14 protein-coding genes are annotated in these 18,879 nt (G+C 70.2%); 10 read left to right on the top strand and 4 right to left on the bottom strand.

Features of this window, described 5'->3' with window-relative positions:
• The first annotated feature begins 199 nt into the window (after positions 1-199).
• Positions 200-1,177 carry a GDSL-type esterase/lipase family protein gene (locus ACQPXM_RS27125; protein ID WP_432938379.1) on the top strand — a complete coding sequence of 326 codons (978 nt, stop codon included), beginning with the start codon at positions 200-202 and terminating at the stop codon, positions 1,175-1,177.
• Here ACQPXM_RS27125 and ACQPXM_RS27120 read toward each other — a convergent pair.
• Both ACQPXM_RS27120 and ACQPXM_RS27115 read right to left on the bottom strand, forming a co-directional pair.
• Entirely contained in the window at positions 1,164-2,456 is a 1,293-nt protein-coding gene (locus tag ACQPXM_RS27120) for an SWIM zinc finger family protein (RefSeq protein ID WP_432938377.1), read from the bottom strand. The two genes, ACQPXM_RS27125 and ACQPXM_RS27120, sit on opposite strands and share 14 nt — an antisense overlap.
• The gene (locus ACQPXM_RS27115) at positions 2,453-5,320 is read right to left on the bottom strand and encodes a DEAD/DEAH box helicase (protein WP_432938375.1); all 2,868 of its coding nucleotides are present in this window, start codon (positions 5,318-5,320) and stop codon (positions 2,453-2,455) included. The genes ACQPXM_RS27120 and ACQPXM_RS27115 overlap by 4 nt, the downstream gene beginning before the upstream one ends.
• 67 nt (positions 5,321-5,387) lie before the next feature.
• Here ACQPXM_RS27115 and ACQPXM_RS27110 point away from each other — a divergent pair, with 67 nt between their 5' ends.
• The gene (locus ACQPXM_RS27110; RefSeq protein WP_432938372.1) at positions 5,388-6,374 is read left to right on the top strand and encodes a zinc-binding dehydrogenase; all 987 of its coding nucleotides are present in this window, start codon (positions 5,388-5,390) and stop codon (positions 6,372-6,374) included.
• 45 nt (positions 6,375-6,419) lie between these two features.
• Positions 6,420-6,773, top strand: coding sequence for a hypothetical protein (locus ACQPXM_RS27105; protein WP_077014775.1), 354 nt, complete (start codon positions 6,420-6,422; stop codon positions 6,771-6,773).
• Positions 6,774-6,825: 52 nt separating this feature from the next.
• Here the strand turns inward: ACQPXM_RS27105 and ACQPXM_RS27100 are convergent, their stop codons facing one another.
• Complete coding sequence (locus tag ACQPXM_RS27100; RefSeq protein WP_432938370.1) at positions 6,826-8,124, bottom strand: diguanylate cyclase; 1,299 nt, start codon at positions 8,122-8,124, stop codon at positions 6,826-6,828.
• A 146-nt stretch (positions 8,125-8,270) separates the two neighbouring features.
• Between ACQPXM_RS27100 and ACQPXM_RS27095 the strand changes: the two genes are divergently transcribed.
• Positions 8,271-8,447 (top strand): DEAD/DEAH box helicase, encoded by a 177-nt coding sequence (locus ACQPXM_RS27095; protein ID WP_432938368.1) that lies wholly within the window; start codon positions 8,271-8,273, stop codon positions 8,445-8,447.
• Positions 8,448-8,517: 70 nt separating this feature from the next.
• On the opposite strand, the gene ACQPXM_RS27090 is transcribed toward ACQPXM_RS27095, so the two are convergent.
• Positions 8,518-9,765 carry an MFS transporter gene (locus ACQPXM_RS27090; protein WP_432938365.1) on the bottom strand — a complete coding sequence of 416 codons (1,248 nt, stop codon included), beginning with the start codon at positions 9,763-9,765 and terminating at the stop codon, positions 8,518-8,520.
• A 495-nt stretch (positions 9,766-10,260) separates the two neighbouring features.
• Between ACQPXM_RS27090 and ACQPXM_RS27085 the strand changes: the two genes are divergently transcribed.
• The 6 genes from ACQPXM_RS27085 to ACQPXM_RS27060 all read left to right on the top strand — a co-directional run bounded on the left by ACQPXM_RS27085 (position 10,261) and on the right by ACQPXM_RS27060 (position 18,855).
• Positions 10,261-13,188: an MXAN_6230/SCO0854 family RING domain-containing protein gene (locus ACQPXM_RS27085; RefSeq protein ID WP_432938363.1), complete on the top strand. Its 2,928-nt coding sequence runs from the start codon at positions 10,261-10,263 to the stop codon at positions 13,186-13,188.
• 514 nt (positions 13,189-13,702) lie between these two features.
• Entirely contained in the window at positions 13,703-14,242 is a 540-nt protein-coding gene (locus tag ACQPXM_RS27080; RefSeq protein ID WP_432938360.1) for a hypothetical protein, read from the top strand.
• A 215-nt stretch (positions 14,243-14,457) separates the two neighbouring features.
• Positions 14,458-15,969: an ABC transporter substrate-binding protein gene (locus tag ACQPXM_RS27075; protein ID WP_432938358.1), complete on the top strand. Its 1,512-nt coding sequence runs from the start codon at positions 14,458-14,460 to the stop codon at positions 15,967-15,969.
• Complete coding sequence (locus tag ACQPXM_RS27070) at positions 15,966-16,913, top strand: ABC transporter permease (RefSeq protein WP_432938356.1); 948 nt, start codon at positions 15,966-15,968, stop codon at positions 16,911-16,913. Before ACQPXM_RS27075 ends, ACQPXM_RS27070 begins: the two co-directional genes overlap by 4 nt.
• Positions 16,910-17,770, top strand: coding sequence for an ABC transporter permease (locus ACQPXM_RS27065; protein WP_432938353.1), 861 nt, complete (start codon positions 16,910-16,912; stop codon positions 17,768-17,770). The genes ACQPXM_RS27070 and ACQPXM_RS27065 overlap by 4 nt, the downstream gene beginning before the upstream one ends.
• Entirely contained in the window at positions 17,767-18,855 is a 1,089-nt protein-coding gene (locus ACQPXM_RS27060) for an ABC transporter ATP-binding protein (protein ID WP_432938350.1), read from the top strand. Before ACQPXM_RS27065 ends, ACQPXM_RS27060 begins: the two co-directional genes overlap by 4 nt.
• Positions 18,856-18,879: the final 24 nt, after the last annotated feature.

Below are 18,879 nucleotides of genomic sequence, written 5' to 3'. Positions count from 1 at the left end.
TCCCCGACAACTTCATGGCCTCCGCCCCGATTCGGCGACCAGACAAGGGACTCTAGCGACCCAGCACACCAGACCGAAAACCGACCGACCGGTGTCCTGTGGACAACTCCATGACGATCGAGAGCGACCGGGGCGGGTGCCGGCACCGCGCTCCCGCCCGGGAGAATGGACCGGTCGTCGGGTGCAGAAGGAGAAGGTCGTGGCGTTCGTGCCGGGTGAAGTGGTCGCGCCGGGGGATCCGCGGATCCTGCTGGAGGGGCAGTGGGGGCACCAGCCGGGAATGGCGGTCACGGTGAACTCCGGGTCGCGGATGTCGTTCGGCTTCAGCGGGACCGGGCTGCAGTTGCTGTTCGACACCGACGGGCTCGAAGTCGCGCCGCACCTGTGGGTCCAGGTGGACGACGCCGAGCCGACGCTGCACCTGATCGAGCAGCCGGTGCTGGAGCTTTCCGTCGAGGACGGGCGGCACACGGTCGAGATCGTGGTCAAGGACGTCAACGAGTTCGTGAACCGGTGGGAGCCGCCGTTCGCCTGCGCGGTGAGCTTCGCCGGGCTGATCCTCGACGCGAAGACAACGCTGCGGCTCGGCGCGCAGCCGGGCGGTCCGCGGTTCGAGTTCTACGGCGACTCGATCACGCAGGGCGTTCGGGCGCTCAGCGCGGACCCGGAGTCGGGCGGCGCGGACGGGACGCGGGCGTTCGCGTACCTGACCGCGCGCGCGTTCGGCGCCACGGCGTACCAGGTCGGCTTCGGTCGGCAGGGGATCGTGAAGCCGGGCAACGGCAACGTCCCGCCAGGGCCCGAGTCGTTCGGCTGGAACTTCGCCGGCTCACGTGCGCTGCGGATCGCCGCGCCGGACCTGGTCGTGCTCAACCTCGGCGTGAACGACGACACCCTGACTCCGGAGCAGTACGCCGCGTACGTGCGGGTGGTCCGGGCGGCGTACCCGGGCAGCACGATCGTCGCGCTGAGCCCGTTCAGCGGCAAGCACGCCACGGAGATCGAGGCCGGGGTGAAGTCGCTCGACGACAACGCCGTGCACTATGTGCCGACCACAGGCTGGATCACCGAGGCTGACTGCACCGACGGCCTGCACCCGTCGATCACCGGTCACCAGAAAATCGCCGACCGCCTGGTACCGGTCCTCCAGGAGCTCACCGGCCTCAGCCCCCGCTGAGCTGCACCAACTCCCGCGGATCCGCCGCCGGCGGCCCGGCCAGTGTCCAGTCGCCGAAGTGCTCGGTGAACAGGTACCACAGCCCGTCCCGCCCCAGCCGCAGCTGCCGCCGCCCAGCGGTCACTCGGTTCCCCTGCACCCGCGGGCCGTCAGCCCACGCCGGCCCGCGGCTGGCCCCAGCCAACCGCCCACCGTTGTCCGCGGTCTCAGCCAGCGCAGCCACACCCTCCGCAACCCCGTCAGCAGGCTCGAACGACTCCACAGCGACCGCGAGCCCACCCGCACCGCCCTCCCGCCATGCCACCGCCCAGCTGGTCAGCTGCCGCGACGAAACTCCGGCGCGATGCGCGAGATCAGCCAGCGCCGACGTGCCAAGCACTCCGGCCGCCCGCCGAGCCAAGTCCTGCTCGAACGTCAGCGACAACCCGCCGTCCCCGTCGCCAACCGCCAGCTCCCAGGCACGTCGCGCGGCATCGGTCGCCAGCGTCACCAGATCTTGCCCCTCGATCCCCGACGACCGCGGCGGGGCCAAGGCGAGCACGGCCGCCGGCACTCCCGCCTGTCCGCCCGGGCGCAGCGGAGTCGGCACCGGACCCGGCGCAGCCGCGAACGCCTCCCGCGCCAGTACGCCGACCGGCTTGGCCTTCACCTTCACCGTGCTCGTCGACGTTTTCCGTCGCGCCCGCAAAGCCTCCAGCAACTCGTCCTTGCGCCGCCCTCGGAGCAGCATCAACGCGAACGGATCGTCGTCCAGCGCATCCGCGACCAGATAACACACCGCCGCCGAGTGCTTGCACGGCACAGCGAAGTCCGGGCAGTTACACGCCGTGCGAATCTCGCCGGCCCCCGGCAACAGCTCCAGCCCAGCAGCCTGTACGTCGTCCAGCAGCTCCGGCGGAAGCTCCCCGTCGAGCAGCGCCGCCACTCGTCCGATCTGGGCCGACACCACGTCGAGCACCGCGTCCCACTCGGTGTCCGTGAACGCCCGGATCTTCACCGTCACCCCGTACGGCGTGACGCGGCTGCCCTGCACCTCCGCCCGCACGACGCCCGGGTCGACGGTCAGCTCGAGCACGCTTCCGCGCCGCGCGTACGACCGGCCGCGGGCGAGCCGGTTCGGATCGAGCTTGGCCCGCTGCTCCAACGCCTCCAGCCACGCCTTGCCCCACCAGGTCGTTCCGAACGGCCGTCGAGCCCCTGGTCCCTTGGCCGCGGGCAGTCCCGCGTTCTCCCCGGACCTGCTCCAGCCACGCCAGGGCGTCCGCTCGTCCGGGCTCATGGCGTTTTCCCAACAGCAGAAGGGTTGTAGGCACTGGCCGACCCGGACTTCGCCGGCGTCGTCGACAACTCGACCAGCTCGGTCAGCTCCGCGTCCGACAGCTCGCTCAGCCACACTTCGCCCGAGCCGACAACCGCGTCGGCGAGGTCGCGTTTGGCCGCGATCACCGTCGCGATCCGGTCCTCCAGCGTGTTCTCCGTGACGAGCCGATGCACCTGCACCGGCCGGTCCTGCCCGATCCGGTACGCGCGGTCCGTCGCCTGGTCCTCGACTGCCGGGTTCCACCAGCGGTCGTAGTGCACGACGTGCGTCGCCTTCGTCAGCGTCAGACCGACGCCGCCGGCCTTCAGCGAGAGCAGGAACACCTGCTGCTCACCGGCCTGGAACTGCTCGACCATCTGCTGGCGCCGCCGGACCCCTACCCCGCCGTGCAGAAACAGCGACCCGATCTGCCGTGCTGCCAGGTGCGCCTCGATCAGCCGCCCCATTTCGACGTACTGGCTGAAGATCAGGACCGACTCGCCCTCGGCCAGGATCACGTCGAGCAGCTCGTCCAGGGCCGCGAGCTTGCCGGACCGGCGGGGGAGTGGGCCCGGCTCGTGCAGGAACTGCGCGGGGTGGTTGCAGACCTGCTTCAGCTGCGTCAGCAGGCTCAGCACCAGCCCGCGGCGCTCGATTCCCTGCGCCTGCTCGATCTTGGCCAGCGTCTCCCGCGCGACCGCCTGGTACAGCGTCGCCTGCTCGGTGGTCAGCGGTACGACGACGTCGTGCTCCGTCTTCGGCGGCAGTTCCGGCGCGATGCCCGGATCGCTCTTGCGCCGGCGGAGCAGGAACGGGCGCGTCACCCGCGCGAGCCGGGCGGTCGCCTCGTCGTCGTGATACCGCTCGACCGGTACGGCGATGTCGTGGCGGAAGCGCTCGAGCGTGCCGAGCAGGCCGGGCGCGGACCAGTCCAGGATCGACCACAGCTCGGACAGCCGGTTCTCAACCGGCGTACCGGTCAGGGCCAGCCTGGTTGCTCCTGGCAACGTTCGCAACGATCGCGCCGTGCGGGACAACGGGTTCTTCGCGTGCTGCGCCTCGTCGGCGACCACCAGCCCCCACCGGATCTCGCCGAGCACCCGGTGATCCTGCCGCACCACCCCGTACGTCGTCAGCACGACCTCGTCGTCGCCGAGATCGCTCAGCGACCGGGCGGTCCCGTGATACCGGCGGGCGGCGACGTCGGGCGCGAATCGCTCGAGCTCGCGCTCCCACGTGCCGAGCAACGTCGACGGACAGACCACGAGCGTCGGCCCACGCCCGCGCCCGGCGAGATGGAGATGCAGCGCGATCACCTGGATCGTCTTGCCCAGGCCCATGTCGTCGGCGAGGCAACCTCCGAGCCCGAGCTCGGCGAGCTGGGCCATCCAGGCGACGCCGCGGCGCTGGTAGTCGCGCAAGGTCGCCCGGAGTCCGGCCGGCTCGACGAACGGCTCGGGCTCCTCGGCCGCGCGGAGCCGGTCGACCATCGTCTCCAACGAGCCGCTCGCCTCGAACGCGACCAGCTCGCCGTCCACCTCGACCCGCCCGGTCAGCGCCGCGGCCAACGCTTCCGACCCGGTCAGCTTGCGCGACGTCCCGCGGCGGAGCTTGCGGACGAGGTCCTGGTCGATGCGGACCCACCGGCCGCGCGTCCGGATCATCGGCCGCTTCGCCTCCGCGAGCGCGGCGATCTCCTGCTCGGTCAGTTCGGACCCGTCCAGCGTCGGCCGCCACTTGAACGCCAGCAGGTCGTGCAGCGAGAAGTCCGGCCCGGTGACCGCGTTGGGCGTCGGAGTCGCCTGCACGGAGCCCCGCACCGCCAACTCACCGGCGAAGAGCTCAGCCGGCCAGAGCACCTCGATGCCGGCGCCGTCGAGCGCCGTACTGTCCGTGGCGAGGTCGTCCAGCGAGTCGTCGTCGATGAGGATGTCGGCGGGCGCCGCGTCCTCGAGCGCGGCAGTCAGTGGCGGCCAGACCCGGGCACCTCGCCGCAACGCCAGCAGGAGATCGGTCTCGGCCCGCTCACCCAGTGCAGCCAGTACGGCGGGCGGTGCGCTCCACACGTCGGCCACGTCGACCAGCAGACTCGGGTCGACGCCGCTGCGCAACTGCAGCACGGCGCGGAAGTCGTCCAGCTCGTCAGGCGGCTCGATCCGCAGCACCAGCCGAGCACCGGCCTCCTCCGCGAGCGCTGTCTCGCTCAGCCAGTCGGTCGGCCCGGTCAGCTCCCGCGGCTCGACCTCGGCGAACGCACCCGCACCAGCCCGTACGGCGACTGCCGCCGCGGGAGTCCGCACCAGTGTGTCCGCCAGCGCGTCCCAGAACGCCCGCACCAGCTGGTCAGCCGCCACCAGCCGCAACGGCCGCGACCCCTCGATCGCAAGCGCGTGCCCGTACGCCGGCATCGCGGCGGCCAGGTTTTTCAGCCAGCCCCGATCCACCGGATCCAGCGGCGCCACCCGCCAAGCTCCGAACCCGTCCCGGCTGACGTCCGGCACAACCCGACCCCGCGCGACCAGCCCGATCCCGGCCCACAACGCAGCACTCCACGCCCGCCGGCTCGCGCTCGGGCCCCTGTCGCCGGCGCCCAGTCGCGGGTTCGCCTCCCCGCCGCCGTCAACGCTCGCCCCCGCGTTCGCCTCGGCCTGACCGAGATACTCGATCGCCTCGGCGATCGTCAGCAACCTGGCCGGCACCAGCACCCGGCGTACGCGGTCTCCTCGCGGCTGGACCAGCTCCACCCGCGCGTCCTCGCCCAGCGGCGTCGCGACGGCGTCGCCGTACAGGGCCAGCCGGCCCGCGCGCGGCGGGTCGGCGGGAAGGAACACCACCTCGACCACGCACGCAGGGTACGCGGCCGCACCGACAACTTGACCTCAACCAAAGTTCAGGTACCAGCCTGGCCTCATGAACCAGACCATGCGTGCAGCAGTCGTCACCGCCTTCGGTGACCCCGACGTCATCCAGATCCAGCAGCTTCCCGTCCCGCGGCCCGGCCCAGGCGAGGCCCTCGTCGACGTACAGGTCACCGACTTGATCTTCGTCGAGACGGCGATCCGCGCCGGCGATCACGGCAACTTCTTCGACGTCACTCCGCCGTACGTGCCCGGTAACTCCTTCGGTGGTGTGGTCAGCGCGGTCGGCGAAGGCGTCGACCCCGGCTGGATCGGCAAGACCGTCACCGGCCGTACGGCGAACTTCGGCGCCCACGCCGAGCGGGCTGTCGCTCCCGCGACGGGACTGGTCGAACTCCCGCCCGCACTCACGCTGGAAACCGCCGTAGCGGTCTCCGGCGACGGCTACACCGCCCTGATGCTGGAAGAACTCGCGCCCGACCTGGCCGGCCGGCACGTCCTGATCACCGCGGCCGCGGGCGGCATGGGCATCCTGCTGGTCCAGCTCGCGCACCGGGCCGGCGCCCGGGTCATCGCCGCCGCCCGTGGCCAGGCCAAGCTCGACCTGGTGAAGGCCCATCACGCGGACGTCGTGATCGACTACAGCAAGCCCGGCTGGGAGAAGTCGGTGCTGGAGGCAACCGACGGAGCGGGAGCCGACGTCGTCTTCGACGGCGCCGGGGGAGCACTCGGCGCGACCGCGTTCGAGGTGGTCGCCGACGGCGGCTGGTTCTCCGCCCACGGCGCACCGAGCGGAGCCTTCGCGCTGTACGACGAAGCCGAGGCCGAGCGTCGCGGGATCACCGTCAAGGGCATCCGCGACCTGCGCGTCGACACCACCACGGCCACCGTCTCCGCCGCGCAGGTCCTCGCCCGGGCCGCCCGCGGCAACCTCGTACCGGTCGTCGACCGCGTCTTCGACCTCGAGCAACTGGCCGACGCCCACCGCGCGATCACGTCCCGGGAGCTGGTCGGCAAGGCGCTGATCCGGATCCGTTAGCCGATCGGCCTGGGCGGGCACCGGGGCGGCGAGGAGGTCCTACCGATGACTGTCGAACTCAACAAGAAGGCCTTCGACCACGCCAAGCACCTGGTGAAGCAGGGACAGCTCCAGCGCGACGAACGCGACGACTGGAGCGAGCACGCGCCGACGGCGGACCAGGAGAACGACTACCTGGACAAGCACGGCTGGGACGACTACGCCCTGTGGTACCTCGGCGTCGACACGTCGATGGGCGAGGAGACCAAGGGCCGCTACAAGTTCCCGTACGGCGACTTCCGGCGCGTGCACCGCTGCGGTGTGATCAGCGCCGAGTCCCGGGCCGCTCAGCAGAGCTACGACGACATCACCGAGGCCGTCGCGAAGCTGCACGAGCTGCTCGACGGCGACCACGCCTAGCGCGGGTCGCCGTCGACCACGCCCGGCGGTCGCCACCGGGCTCTCGGGCGGCTCAGTTGTCGCTGACCGGGTGCTCGCTGAGGTCGAGCGGGGGAATGGGGCGGGCCGACACGATCTGGTTGCGTCCGCCGCGCTTGGCCGTCAGCAGGGCGTTGTCGGCGGCCAGGACCAGCTGGTCCATCGTGCCGGCGACGTCCGGGTAGACAGCGGCGCCGAACGACGCCGGGACTCCACTGATCACCGCGGTCCGGTTGGCGCCCGTCTCCACCGAGACGGTCAGCGCGCTGAGCCGGTCGCGGATCCGCTCGGCGACTTCCAGCACCTCACCCTCGGACGCGCCCGGCAGCAGGACGGCCAGCTCGTCACCACCGACCCGGGCGACCAGGTCACCCTGGCGCACCTCGGCGCGCACGCTCTCACCGACCGCCCGCAGCGCCCGGTCACCAGCCGGGTGCCCGTAGGTGTCGTTGATCTCCTTGAACTTGTCCAGGTCCAGCATCAGCAGCCCGACGGTGCTGCGCAGGGACTCCGCCCGCGCCAGCTCGGCCGGCACCGCGTTGGCCCAGTACGACGGGGTGGCCAGACCGGTCTTCACGTCGACACCGGCCGCGCGCTGGTACTGCGGCAGCAGCAGGTCGCGGTGCAACGCCAGCACGGTCACCATCAGCACCGGAACGACCCACGGGTACGACGACTGCAGCGCCGCGATCGCGATGCCGAGGCCCAGTCCCGCGCAGATCACCAGCTGGTGCGAGAGCTCACCGAGCGCGTCGCGCGCCGTGGCCTCCGGCGAGGCCAGCAGGATCGCGCCGACGACCAGCGCGTAGTTGACCAACCACCAGGTCGCCGCGGCCGACAGGACGACCAGCAGGGACCAGAAGTCGGTCGGTACCCGGGGCTCGCTGATCAGGCCGCCGCCGCGCAGCACGGCCGCCGCCGCGGCGCTGGCCAGGATGGCGGTCGAGTTGGAGAAGATCTTGCGGTGCGCGATGGTCCGGCCGTAGACCCGGAACCACGAGTACACGTACGACAGCGCGGTCAGCGGAATCACCAGCGACAACGGCAGCAGCAGCACGCTGGCGAAGATCCACAGGCACTTCAGGTTCGTGTGCGGGGACGTGTTCGCGGCCAGCTCCCGGCGCCGCTCGATGCTGCGGGCGGACTCCAGGTGCAGCGTCGACGCGATGGCCAGCACGGCGAACGCCGTCCACTCGGCCCTGCTGATCGGGCCGCCGAGCACCGACGACCGCACGGCCAGGCCCGTGATCACGAGCGCGATCGCGTCGATCGCGATCACGTATCCCAGGGCGGCGGGCGGCAGCGACCACAGTTTCCATTGCCGGGGTGGCACCCAACCGCTCCGACCGATCAGAATCATCATTAGCCTCACACTGTTCAGCCTGAACGGTATTGCAATCATCGTAGTGGTTTGCTCACTTCAGGTCACCCCCACCCCGGGGGGAATCTTCAAACAACTGTTCGGAAGGGTCGAAAATCATGGCTAAGGCGACGCGCGGCACGGTTCGTACCAACGACTGGTTCACCGGTGGCACGAACGACTGGTTCGCTGGTGGGACCAACGATTGGTTCACCAGCCGGACCAACGACTGGTTCGTCGACAGCACCAATGACTGGTTCGCCGGAAATGCCCGGTCCACCACGAACGACTGGTGACAGCCGACGAAGCTTTACTGCGCTCTTACATTCACCGCCGTTGATTCCGGATCGGTGCCCGAGTTTTGCCTCACCGTGATTCTCCGGAATCGGTCGCCGACCGGTGGGCGCGTGCCCAGGCAGCGCCCGCCGTAATTGCGGCCAGGGTTCCCACGGCGCCCATGACCGCCAGGGCCTGTGGGGGACCGAGAGGTTCTGCGAGCGCGCCCGCGAGCAGGATGCCGAGTCCCTGGCTGCTCTTCAGTGCGGTGCTGGCCACGCCGAAGGCCTGCCCCCTTTGGTGGTCCGGCACAGCTTGGACGAAGGCCGCGCTCGTGGGCAGGTGGTACGCCGAGGCCAGGCCGGACAACGCCCACAACGCGACCGTGGGCAGCAAGCCGGGCTCGAACACGCAGAACACCAAGGGGAAGCACGCGCCGGCCGCCAGCGGACCGATCAGCTTCATCCTGCGTTCCGGTGCCAGCAGCGTGATCAGCCACATGCCGAGCACGGCTCCGGCAGGACTGGCCGCCAGCAGCAGGCCGGAGGCCTCCTTGCCCTGGCCGATCGCGTCGGCGTACGGGACGGCGAGGCCTTCCACGGTGACGTAGAAGCCCGCGATCGTCGCCAGAGCCACCAGCGTGCGCAGTTTCGGCGTACGCAGCACGAGTGAGGTGCCTGCGGCCAGGTCGCTGAAATAGCCACCGCGCGGCTTGTCGCTGTCGTCGTCCCGCGCCGGGGTCGGGCGCTTGCGTAAGCCGACCGCGATCAGCGCCGCGGACAGCAGGAACGTCCCGGAGTCGAGCAGCAGCCCACCGGAAACGCCGACCGCGACCACGATCACGCCACCGGTCCCGAAGCCGAGTACCTGGCTGAACTGGACCACCATGTCGTTGGCGGCCTTGCCCAGTACGTAGTGGTCGCCCGGGAGCACGACCGGCAGCGTGGCGGCGCGTGCGGCGTTGAACGGCGACCCGAACGCCTGCAGCGCCAGCAGGAGCAGGATGACGGCCCACAGCGGCAGTGCCTCGATGGCCATCAGAGCGACCACGACGGCTCTGGCCAGGTCTGTGACGATCATGACCTGACGCCGCGGGTAGCGATCGGCGAAGCCGGACAGCAGCGGGCCGAACAGGAGGTCCGGGATCAGGGTCAGGGCGTAGGTGAGAGCGGTCAGACCGGCCGACTGGGTGCGCTCGTAGACGAGCACGGACAACGCGACCCTGGCCAACTGGTCGCCGGCGACCGACAGGATCCCTGCCAGGAACAGCGCCCTGAACTCGCTGTGCCCGAAAACGTCCCGCCAGCGCGCACGCTCGACCCCCACCCCACCAACCATGCAGAGACCTTAACCACAATCCGTGCCGTCATACCTGCCCGCTGTGACGACAGGGGAATCCCTTCGGCGTGAGCTTGCTCGCATCCGCGGTGATCAAGGGTTCGTTCGCGGCGAATCAGTGCCATTTCGGCGGGGCGGGTGTCGATGCGTTTGCCCGCGCCCTCTATCCTGGAATCCTTCGGCACCGGGGTCTGGGCGGGGCGGCCCCGACCCTGGTGCCGGAGCTTTTTCATGTCCGGGTCGAGGTCTCTCCCCGGAGCGTGGGGCCACGAGTCCCGGGAGACCCGCGGGCGAGAGCCTTGAGCGGCCTGCGGGCGATGACCAGCTGCTCTACCGGCGCCTTCCACGCCGCGCGCCGAAACTGTCGGTGGCGGGCGGTAGCGTTCTACTTGCCAGGGGCGGCTCCTGGACGTGCTTCCTTCTCCTTCACCAGGCCAAGTAGCGCGTCCGCTCTCCGCTCCTGGCACTACTTTCCCGTCCGCCCTGGGAGGTTCGATGCCCGACGCGCTCGCCGCGGTGCTGCTGCGCCGCCGACGACTGGTCGACGGCGTCCGCCTCACCCCACCGGTCCGCCGTACCGCCTGGCAGTGGCTGAAGCGTCCACTGACCACCCAAGCGGGCCTCAGCGCACTGCAAGCCGAGCTGATCCAGCGCGGCTTCCTCATGTCGGTCGCGCTCTATCGATACTGCGCGAGCCTCAACCCCCTCGCGCTCACCGGCTTCGGACAGAGCCTGGTCGCTCTGCTCGACCAGGAGTCCGGTGCGGACGCCCAGCACGTCCCCCTGTTCCGCGGCTTCCCGGAGAGCGTGCCGGGCAACACCGAGACCTTCTACGTCAACCGTGTCTTCGCCCGGCTCCTGCAGGAGCCCGAGCAGCCGTGTGTGCTGTGCAGTGAGGTCGGCACGGTGCATCCGGTCTCACCGTGCGCCCACCTGGTCTGCCGCACCTGCTGGGACGGCTCCGACTTCAGCGCCTGTCCACTGTGCCTGCAGCGGATCGACCCCGACGACCCGTTCCTCGAACCGGCCTTCGACGACGTCCCCCGTCAGGCCGACGCTGACCGTCTCCACCTGCTCGGGGTCGCCACCGACACCGCCGCGAGATCCGCTGCCACTGAGCTGCTCGCCCGCCGAACGCCCTTGTCAGTCGTCGATCGCGCCGACCTCGCGGTCCTCCTGCAGGACGCTGATCCGTCCTGGCTCCCGCCGATCATCCCGGTCCGCGAAACCCGCGCCTTCGTGGTCGCCCACTTGATGCATCAGCACCCGACCCTCGTCGACGACCTGATCGAAACCGCCACCGACGCCCTGCGTCTCCTCTATGTCCTGATGGACGCCGACCCCGGTCTGCGCACTCCGCCCGTACGCCGGCAGTCGCTTCCGCGTGCCATCCGCCGGGTGATCCTGTCCCGCTTGAACCGCCTGCCGCTCGAGCATCTCGTCGAAGACCTCCACCGTCACCAACGCGCCTGGAAGCGAATGGCGGAGAACCTCCACCCGTTCGAGTACGCCACCCGCTACCCGACGGCTGCGCTCGCGTTCGCCCTCATCCGCAACACCACGCTGAACCCGGCGACTCCCGCCCACCGCGCAGTACTGGCCGAGGTTGCTCAGCACCCGCTGATCCGGGTGGAGCCCGTGGAGACGGCCGCACGGCCGAGCGGGGCGGCGGCGCGCGGATCGGTCGGCGGGGGAGAGACCGACGCGACTGCGGCCGACCGCGCCGCATCCGCGGATGGTGCTGCGCCCGTGGATGGTGCTGCGCCCGTGGATGGTGCTGCGCCCGCTGAACGCACTGCCTCCGGGGGACACCGTGCCCCCGCGGATCGCGGGGCTTCTCCGGATCGCGCTGCGCCCGCGGATCGCGTCTCCGCCGCGGATGGCGGTGCCCCCGCGGATGTCGCCGCACATACGGAACGCGTTGGCACCGATCGCGCTGCGCCAGCGGAGCGCACTGCCCCCACCGGTCTCACCACTCCCGCGACCGCGGCTGTCGCCGCCCCCGCCGGTGTGCGGTTGGTGACCAGCACCTTCGCCAGCCGGGTGGAAGGCGCCTTCGCCGACGGCCGCCCAGGGATGGCGCTGGACCTCCTGCGGCAGCGACCCGGAGAGCTCGTCCGGCGCCTGGTTCACCTCGCGCGGACTCTGCCGGCCGACGCCCACGGCGTACTGGTGGAAGCCCTCGGCACCGCGGTCTCCGACGTCTCACCCGTCGTCCTCACCGCCGCCCTCGGCCAGATCCGCACCCCACCCGGCGATCTGCGCCTGTTCTTTCCCCGCGGCGGCACCACCCGCGTCTGGACCACCGTCGACGAGCGCGACCCGCTGCCGTCACCACTCGCCGCCGCACTGGCCGGCGTACTGGTCACCGAATTGTTGCGCAGGGCAAGCACCTTGCCCCGCCTTCGCCGCGCCTTCCTGGACGAGGAACTGAGCAACCTCGCCGCCCCCGGCTCCGAACGCGGCGCCTCGTCGACCCTGCTGCGCATGACTCGAGGCAGCGCGCAACCCATCCCTCTCGACGACGAACTCCGGCTCTTCCTGCACTGGCAGCAGCCGCCCGCGCAGCGCATCGACCTGGACCTGTCCGTCGCCGTCTACGACACCGAGTGGCGCTTCGTCGGCCTCTGCGACTACACCCGGCTGCGATTCGACCAGGACGCGCTGGTGCACTCCGGCGATCTCACCTCCGCGCCGGATCCGCTCGGCGCGACCGAGTTCGTCGACCTCGACCTCGCCGCCGTACGCCGCATCGGCGGCCGGTACCTGCTGCCCGTCGTCTTCAGCTACAACAACGTCCCCTTCGACCGCCTGCGCCGCGGCTTCGCCGGCGTGATGCGACGACCGTCTGGACTGTTCGACCCGTCCGCCGTCGAGGACCGCTTCGACCTGTCCGGCCCGGCCAAGATCCTGCTGCCGTTCGGCGTCGACCTGGAAACCAAACAACTGCGCTGGTACGACGTCAACCTCAGCGCAGCCGGATACCGCCACAGCATCGCCAAGTACGCCGGCCAGCTCGCCCTGCTCTCAGCCGCCCTCGAGGAAGTCCACGGCTCCGGCGACCGCGTCTCCCTCTGGGAGATCGCCTGCTGGCACGCCGCCGCCCGCACCGACGAGGTCGTCGTCCGCTGCGCCGACGGCTCGGTCGTCGGCTACGTCCGTTCCCCCGACGAAGACACCACCACCTTCGCCCACCGCCTCACCACCCGCCGCGAACCCGACCGAGTCTGGGACCCCGACGCCGCCCACCGAGCCGACTTCGTCGCAGTCCTCTCCACCGACAACCTCACCCCAGCCCCCGGCGCCACCGTCTACGCCCTCCACCCCCGCCTACTGGACCCCACCACCCACAACCTGGTCGCCGCCCCGGCCCTCCTCTCCCCACTGACCCCGGACGCGCGAGCCCGGCTCACCACCCACTGACCCCGCCGCCCCCCGCCCACGCCCACGCGGGACTCCCGCGCCCGGCTCACCACCCACTGACTCCCGCCGGGCCCCACGCCCACGCCCACGCGGGACGCCCGCGCCCGCCTCATCACCCATCGGCCGCGCCGGGGCACATCGGCGTGCCGAGCACGCCTCCACCGGCGACAGCGCCGTACACAACCGAACCGGGTCGCTGCCGACCGCTCACCCGACACCCGGGCTGCCTCGCCACCCACCGACCCCACCGGGCCACTCCGGAGCTGTACCCGCTCACCAGGACGGCGCGAGCCCGCCTCGCACCCGCTGACTTCGCCGGCCGTGCCGACGTACAGCCGCGCCGGCACCGCAGCATCGCGTACGAGTCAGGCTCGCCGACACCCCACGCCCGAACCCCAACCGCGACCCACAACAACCCCCCGCCGACCCTCACATTCCGATGACGGCCGCGCTCCACCGGCGACTCCCGCCCAACACCGGAGTACAAAGGAAGTGTCGGCGAAGGGAGCCAACCATGACCTACGACGTGGTGGTGCTCATCGAACGCGAGATGAGCGAGGGCGACGCCGAGAGGGTCGCCGCCCTGTATGCGAGATACGACGACGCGGTGAATTACCACCTGCTCGTCTCCAGTCATCCGACCCAGGGACTTGCCGGGCCGATGGCCCTGCTGGGATCGAGTTTCGCCGACGTGGCGGGCCTGTCGGCACCGCCGCCGACGAACCGGACGACGACGCTCACCGGCCCGGCGACCGACCGGCCCCAGCCAACGGCCGGGACCGCGTTGGCGGATCCGCGGGACGACCTCGCCTCCGTGATCGAGCACAGTTCGCGCCGCCTGCGGGCCCGGGTCCCCGGCACCGTCAACGTGTCGATCACCCACGGCGAGATCCTGCTCGCGTTGCGCACGCTGGTGAACAGCACCCACAGCCGAGAGGTTGTCGTGGTCGCCTGGCCGGAGACCGCGGCGCGGTTCGTCTGCTCGGACTGGACCACCCGGGCGCGCAAGGAACTCAAGGTCGCTCGGGTCCGCGTGGTCGAACACGACACCTGAGCCCGCCGCACAAAGGCCCCGACACTTGGGGACGCGTGGTCCGGCACGGCCGGACCAGCGCGCCGGTCAAAAGAACGCTTGACACCTCAGGATGACGGGACAACTCTAGGGATCCGGTCCGACCGAGGGCGTGCCTCCGAACCTGTCGCCCGCTGGGCGGCAGACTAGGGGGCGCACCTTCGTTCCCCTGCTCCGACCAGCCCAGGAGTCCTTGCGTGAAGTCGTACCTCAGCCCCGTGGTCGCGCTGCTCGGATCGGTCACGCTGCTGGCCGCCGCGGCCTGCTCGGCCGGTTCCGGTTCGTCCTCGGGCTCGAGTTCGCCCGGCGCCGACCAGTCGCTCGCGATCGGCCTGGTCGCCGAGCCGGCCAGTTTGGACTTCACCACGACCGATGGTGCCGCGATCCCGCAGGCGCTGCTCGGCAACGTCTACAACGGACTGGTCAAGCAGGACGAGACCGGCAAGATCGTGCCCGACCTGGCCAAGTCCTGGACGATCTCGGCCGACCGCAAGACCTACGTCTTCACGCTGGTCGACAACGCGAAGTTCACCAACGGGCAGCCGTTCACCGCCGACGACGCGGTGTTCAGCATCGAGCGGGTGAAGACCGCCTGGACGACCTCGTTGAAGTCGGCGATGGACGTCGTGCAGACCGCGAAGGCCGTCTCGCCGACCGAGCTGCAGGTCACGCTGACCAAGCCGAGCAACGACTGGCTGTTCCGGATGACGACCCGGATCGGTGCGATGTTCTCCAAGACCGGCGTCGACAAGCTCGCCACCGAGCCGATCGGCACCGGCCCGTACAAGTTCGGTTCGTGGAAGCGCGGCGACTCGATCGTGCTGCAGCGCAACGACGCGTACTGGGGGACCAAGCCGCACTTCGGGCAGGTCACGCTGAAGTACTTCAAGGACCCGACCGCGCTGAACAACGCGCTGCTCACCGGCACGATCAACGTGATCGGTACGGTCCAGGCGCCCGAGGCGCTGAGCCAGTTCACCAGCAACGACAAGTACCAGGTGATCGAGGGTACGACGAACGGCGAGGTGCTGCTGTCGTTCAACAACTCGCGGCCGGTGTTCAAGGACGGCCGGGTCCGTTCGGGGATCCGCGCGGCGATCGACCACAAGGCCCTGCTCGACACCTGCTGGGCCGGCCGCGGCAAGCTGATCGGCTCGATGGTTCCGCCGACCGATCCCTGGTACGAGGACCTGACCGGCGTCGTGCCGTACGACCTGCCGAAGGCGAAGTCGTTGCTGCAGGCTGCGGGTGCGACCGGTAAGACGCTCCGGCTCCGGCTTCCGACGTTGCCCTACGCAACGTCCTGCGGTCAGGTGGTGAAGAGCCAGCTGGAGCAGGCCGGGCTGAAGGTGCAGATCGACCAGCTCGAGTTCCCGGCCGCGTGGCTGACCACCGTCCTGAAGAACGCGGACTACGACATGTCGATCATCGCGCACGTCGAGCCGCGTGACCTCGGTGCGGTCTTCAACGCCAAGTACTACACCCGGTACGACGACCCGACGCTGCAGCAGGCGCTGGCCGCGGCCGACGCCGGTGACGAGGCGACCCAGGTGAGCGAGATGAAGAAGGCGGCCCGGCGACTGGCCGAGCAGGCAGCCGCGGACTGGCTGTTCCTGATCCCGAACCTGATGGTCGCCGACAAGGACCTCAAGGGCCTGCCGCAGAACGCGATCACCGAGTCGCTCGATCTGTCCACGCTGTCGCGATGATCCTTCGGTTGGTCGAGCGCACCGCCGTGCTCTTGGTCAGTCTGGCGGTCAGCTCGGTGCTCGTGTTCGCGTTCCTGGCCGTGCTACCGGGTGATCCCGCGCGGGTCGCGCTCGGCGTGAACGCCTCCGACGAGGCGGTCGCCGAGTTGCGCCGCCAGTTCGGCCTCGACCGCGCGTTGACCACGCAGTACGTCGACTGGCTGACCGGGTTGCTGCACGGCGATTTCGGGACGTCGTACATCTCGAAGGCGGAGATCGGGCCGCAGATCACCGACCGGTTCCAGGTCACGCTGTGGCTGGTGGTGACCGGGATGGTGATCGCGCTGCTGGTCGCCGCACCGGCCGGCACGGTGATGGCCGCGCGGCACCGCAAACTGTCCGGGCTCGCGCTTTCCGCGTTCTCGCAGGTGGGCGTCGCCGTCCCGGCGTTCCTGGCGGGCATCCTGCTGATCATGTTGTTCGCGGTGAAGCTCGGCTGGCTGCCGGCGAACGGGTGGACGCCACCGGCCGAGGACCCCAGCATGTTCCTTCGGCAGTTGATCCTGCCCGCGCTCTCGCTGGGGCTCGTGCAGGGGGCAGTCCTGACGCGGTACGTGCGCAGCGCCGTACTGGATGTGCTGCGGGAGGACTACCTCCGGACGGCGCGGGCCAAGGGGTTGCGGCCCTTTCCCGCGCTGTGGCGGCACGGTTTGCGCAACGCCGCCGTACCGGTCGTCACCGTGCTCGGTCTGCAACTGGCCACCCTGCTGATCGGCGCGGTCGTCGTCGAGCGGGTGTTCGTCATCCCCGGTCTCGGCAGCCTGCTGCTCGACGGGGTGTCGAACCGCGACCTCCTGCTCGTCCAGGATGTCGTGATGGTGCTCGTGGTGGCCGTCCTGGTGGTCAACTTCCTGGTCGACCTGCTGTACGTCGCGCTCGATCCGCGCCTGCGGGTGAGCCGATGAGCGCGGACCTCGGACCGGTCAGTCACGCCGTCGGCGGACGCCGCCGCTGGAACCCGAGCCTGCTCGTCGGCGGTTTCATCGTCGCGCTGATCGCCGTGCTCGCGTTGGTCTCGTTCGTCTGGACGCCGTACGACGCGACGCTGGTCGACCCGGCCGGCCGGTTGGCGTCGCCGTCGTGGACGCACTGGCTCGGGACCGACAAGTTCGGCCGGGACATCCTCAGCCAGCTGATGGTCGGCTCGCGGACGACGCTGTTCGTCGGCCTGGTCGCGGTCGGGGTGGCGGCGGTGCTCGGCGTACCGCTCGGCATCTTCGCCGCGATGACCCGCCGCTGGTCCAGCGAACTCGTGATGCGCGCCAACGACCTCCTGCTCGCCTTTCCGGCGTTGCTGCTGGCCATCATGTTCGGTGCGGTCTTCGGTGCCAGCACGACGACGGCGATGGTTGCCATCGGCATAGCCACGATCCCGAGCTTCGTCCGGGTGATCCGCAGTGGCGGGATGCAGGTGATGCGTACCGAGTACGTTCTGGCTGCGCGCGCGGCTGGTCGCCGGCCGTTTCCGATCGCCGTACGGCACGTGCTGCCGAACGTGGTCAGCCTGATCACCGTGCAGGCTTCGGTCTCGTTCGCGATCGCCGTTCTGGCCGAAGCGGCGCTGTCCTTTCTCGGCTACGGCACGCCGCCGCCGACGCCGTCGTGGGGACGGATGCTGCAGGAGAGTCAGGAGTTCCTCTTCAGTGCTCCGCGCTTGGCTGTGTTTCCTGGTTTGGCGATCGCTGTCGCCGTCCTGGGTTTCAATCTGCTGGGCGACGGGCTGCGTGACCACTTCGATCCCAAGCTGGAGGACCGCCGATGAGCAGTCCGGCGGACCGTCAGATGCCTGTGCCGGCCGACGCGGTGGACGACGTTGTCGGCCCGGCTGATGCCGTGGTCTCCGCGCCGGTTTCAGAGGCGGCTTCGGCGGTGCTGACCGTTCGCGGGCTGACCATCTCCGTGCGGAATCTGGAGCTGGTCAGCGACGTCGACCTCTCGGTCGCCCCAGGGGAGCGGGTCGGTTTGATCGGGGAGTCCGGCTCGGGCAAGTCCCTGACCGCCCTCGGCATCCTCGGTCTGCTGCCCGAGGACGTGACCGCGGCCGGCTCCGTACGGCTCAGCGGCATCGATCACGACCTGATCGGCGCGGGCGAACGCCGCCTGTCGCGTGTCCGCGGCAACCACCTGGCGATGGTCTTCCAGGAGCCGATGACCGCGCTGAACCCGACCATGCGGATCGCCGACCAGGTAGCCGAGGCGATGCTCATTCATCGCACCCACGGCAACCGTCGCGCCGCGCACGCCGCCGCCGTCGAGCTGCTCGACCGCGTCCAGCTGACCGGTGTCGCCCGCGCCTACCCGCACCAGCTTTCCGGTGGCCAACGGCAACGAGTCGTCCTGGCGATTGCCCTGGCCAACGACCCGGCGCTGCTCATCTGCGACGAACCGACCACCGCCCTGGACGTCACCGTGCAGGCGATGGTGCTCGACCTCATCCTTCGCGGCGTGACCGCTCGGGATTCGGCCTTGCTCTTCATCACTCATGACCTGGCGGTTGTCGCCACCATCTGCCAACGGGTTCTCGTCATGTACGGCGGGCGCGTGGTGGAGTCCGGTCCGGTGCGCGAGGTGTTCACGAATCCTCGCCACCGTTACACCCAAGGCCTGCTCGCTGCCTCGGACCTCGAAGCCGCCGACTCCGGTCCGGTCGACTTTTCGGAGCCGGTCCGTCGTCGCCTGCCGACGATCCAAGGCACTGTGCCCGCCGCCGGTCAGTTTCCTGACGGATGTGTCTTCCGTACGCGCTGCCCGCACGCCACGGAGGTTTGCGCTGAGCTGCCGCCGTGGACCGGGGACCAAACTCGCGGTTTCGCCTGCCATCACCCCGCGGGAGCAGACGATGTCTGAGACAGCCGCCCGGCACGACCACGC

Source organism: Kribbella sp. CA-253562 (assembly GCF_050942265.1).
In the GTDB taxonomy this organism is placed as follows: domain Bacteria; phylum Actinomycetota; class Actinomycetes; order Propionibacteriales; family Kribbellaceae; genus Kribbella.
Note: the sequence above shows the minus strand (reverse complement) of the source record. Positions and strands in the feature narration are given on the sequence as shown.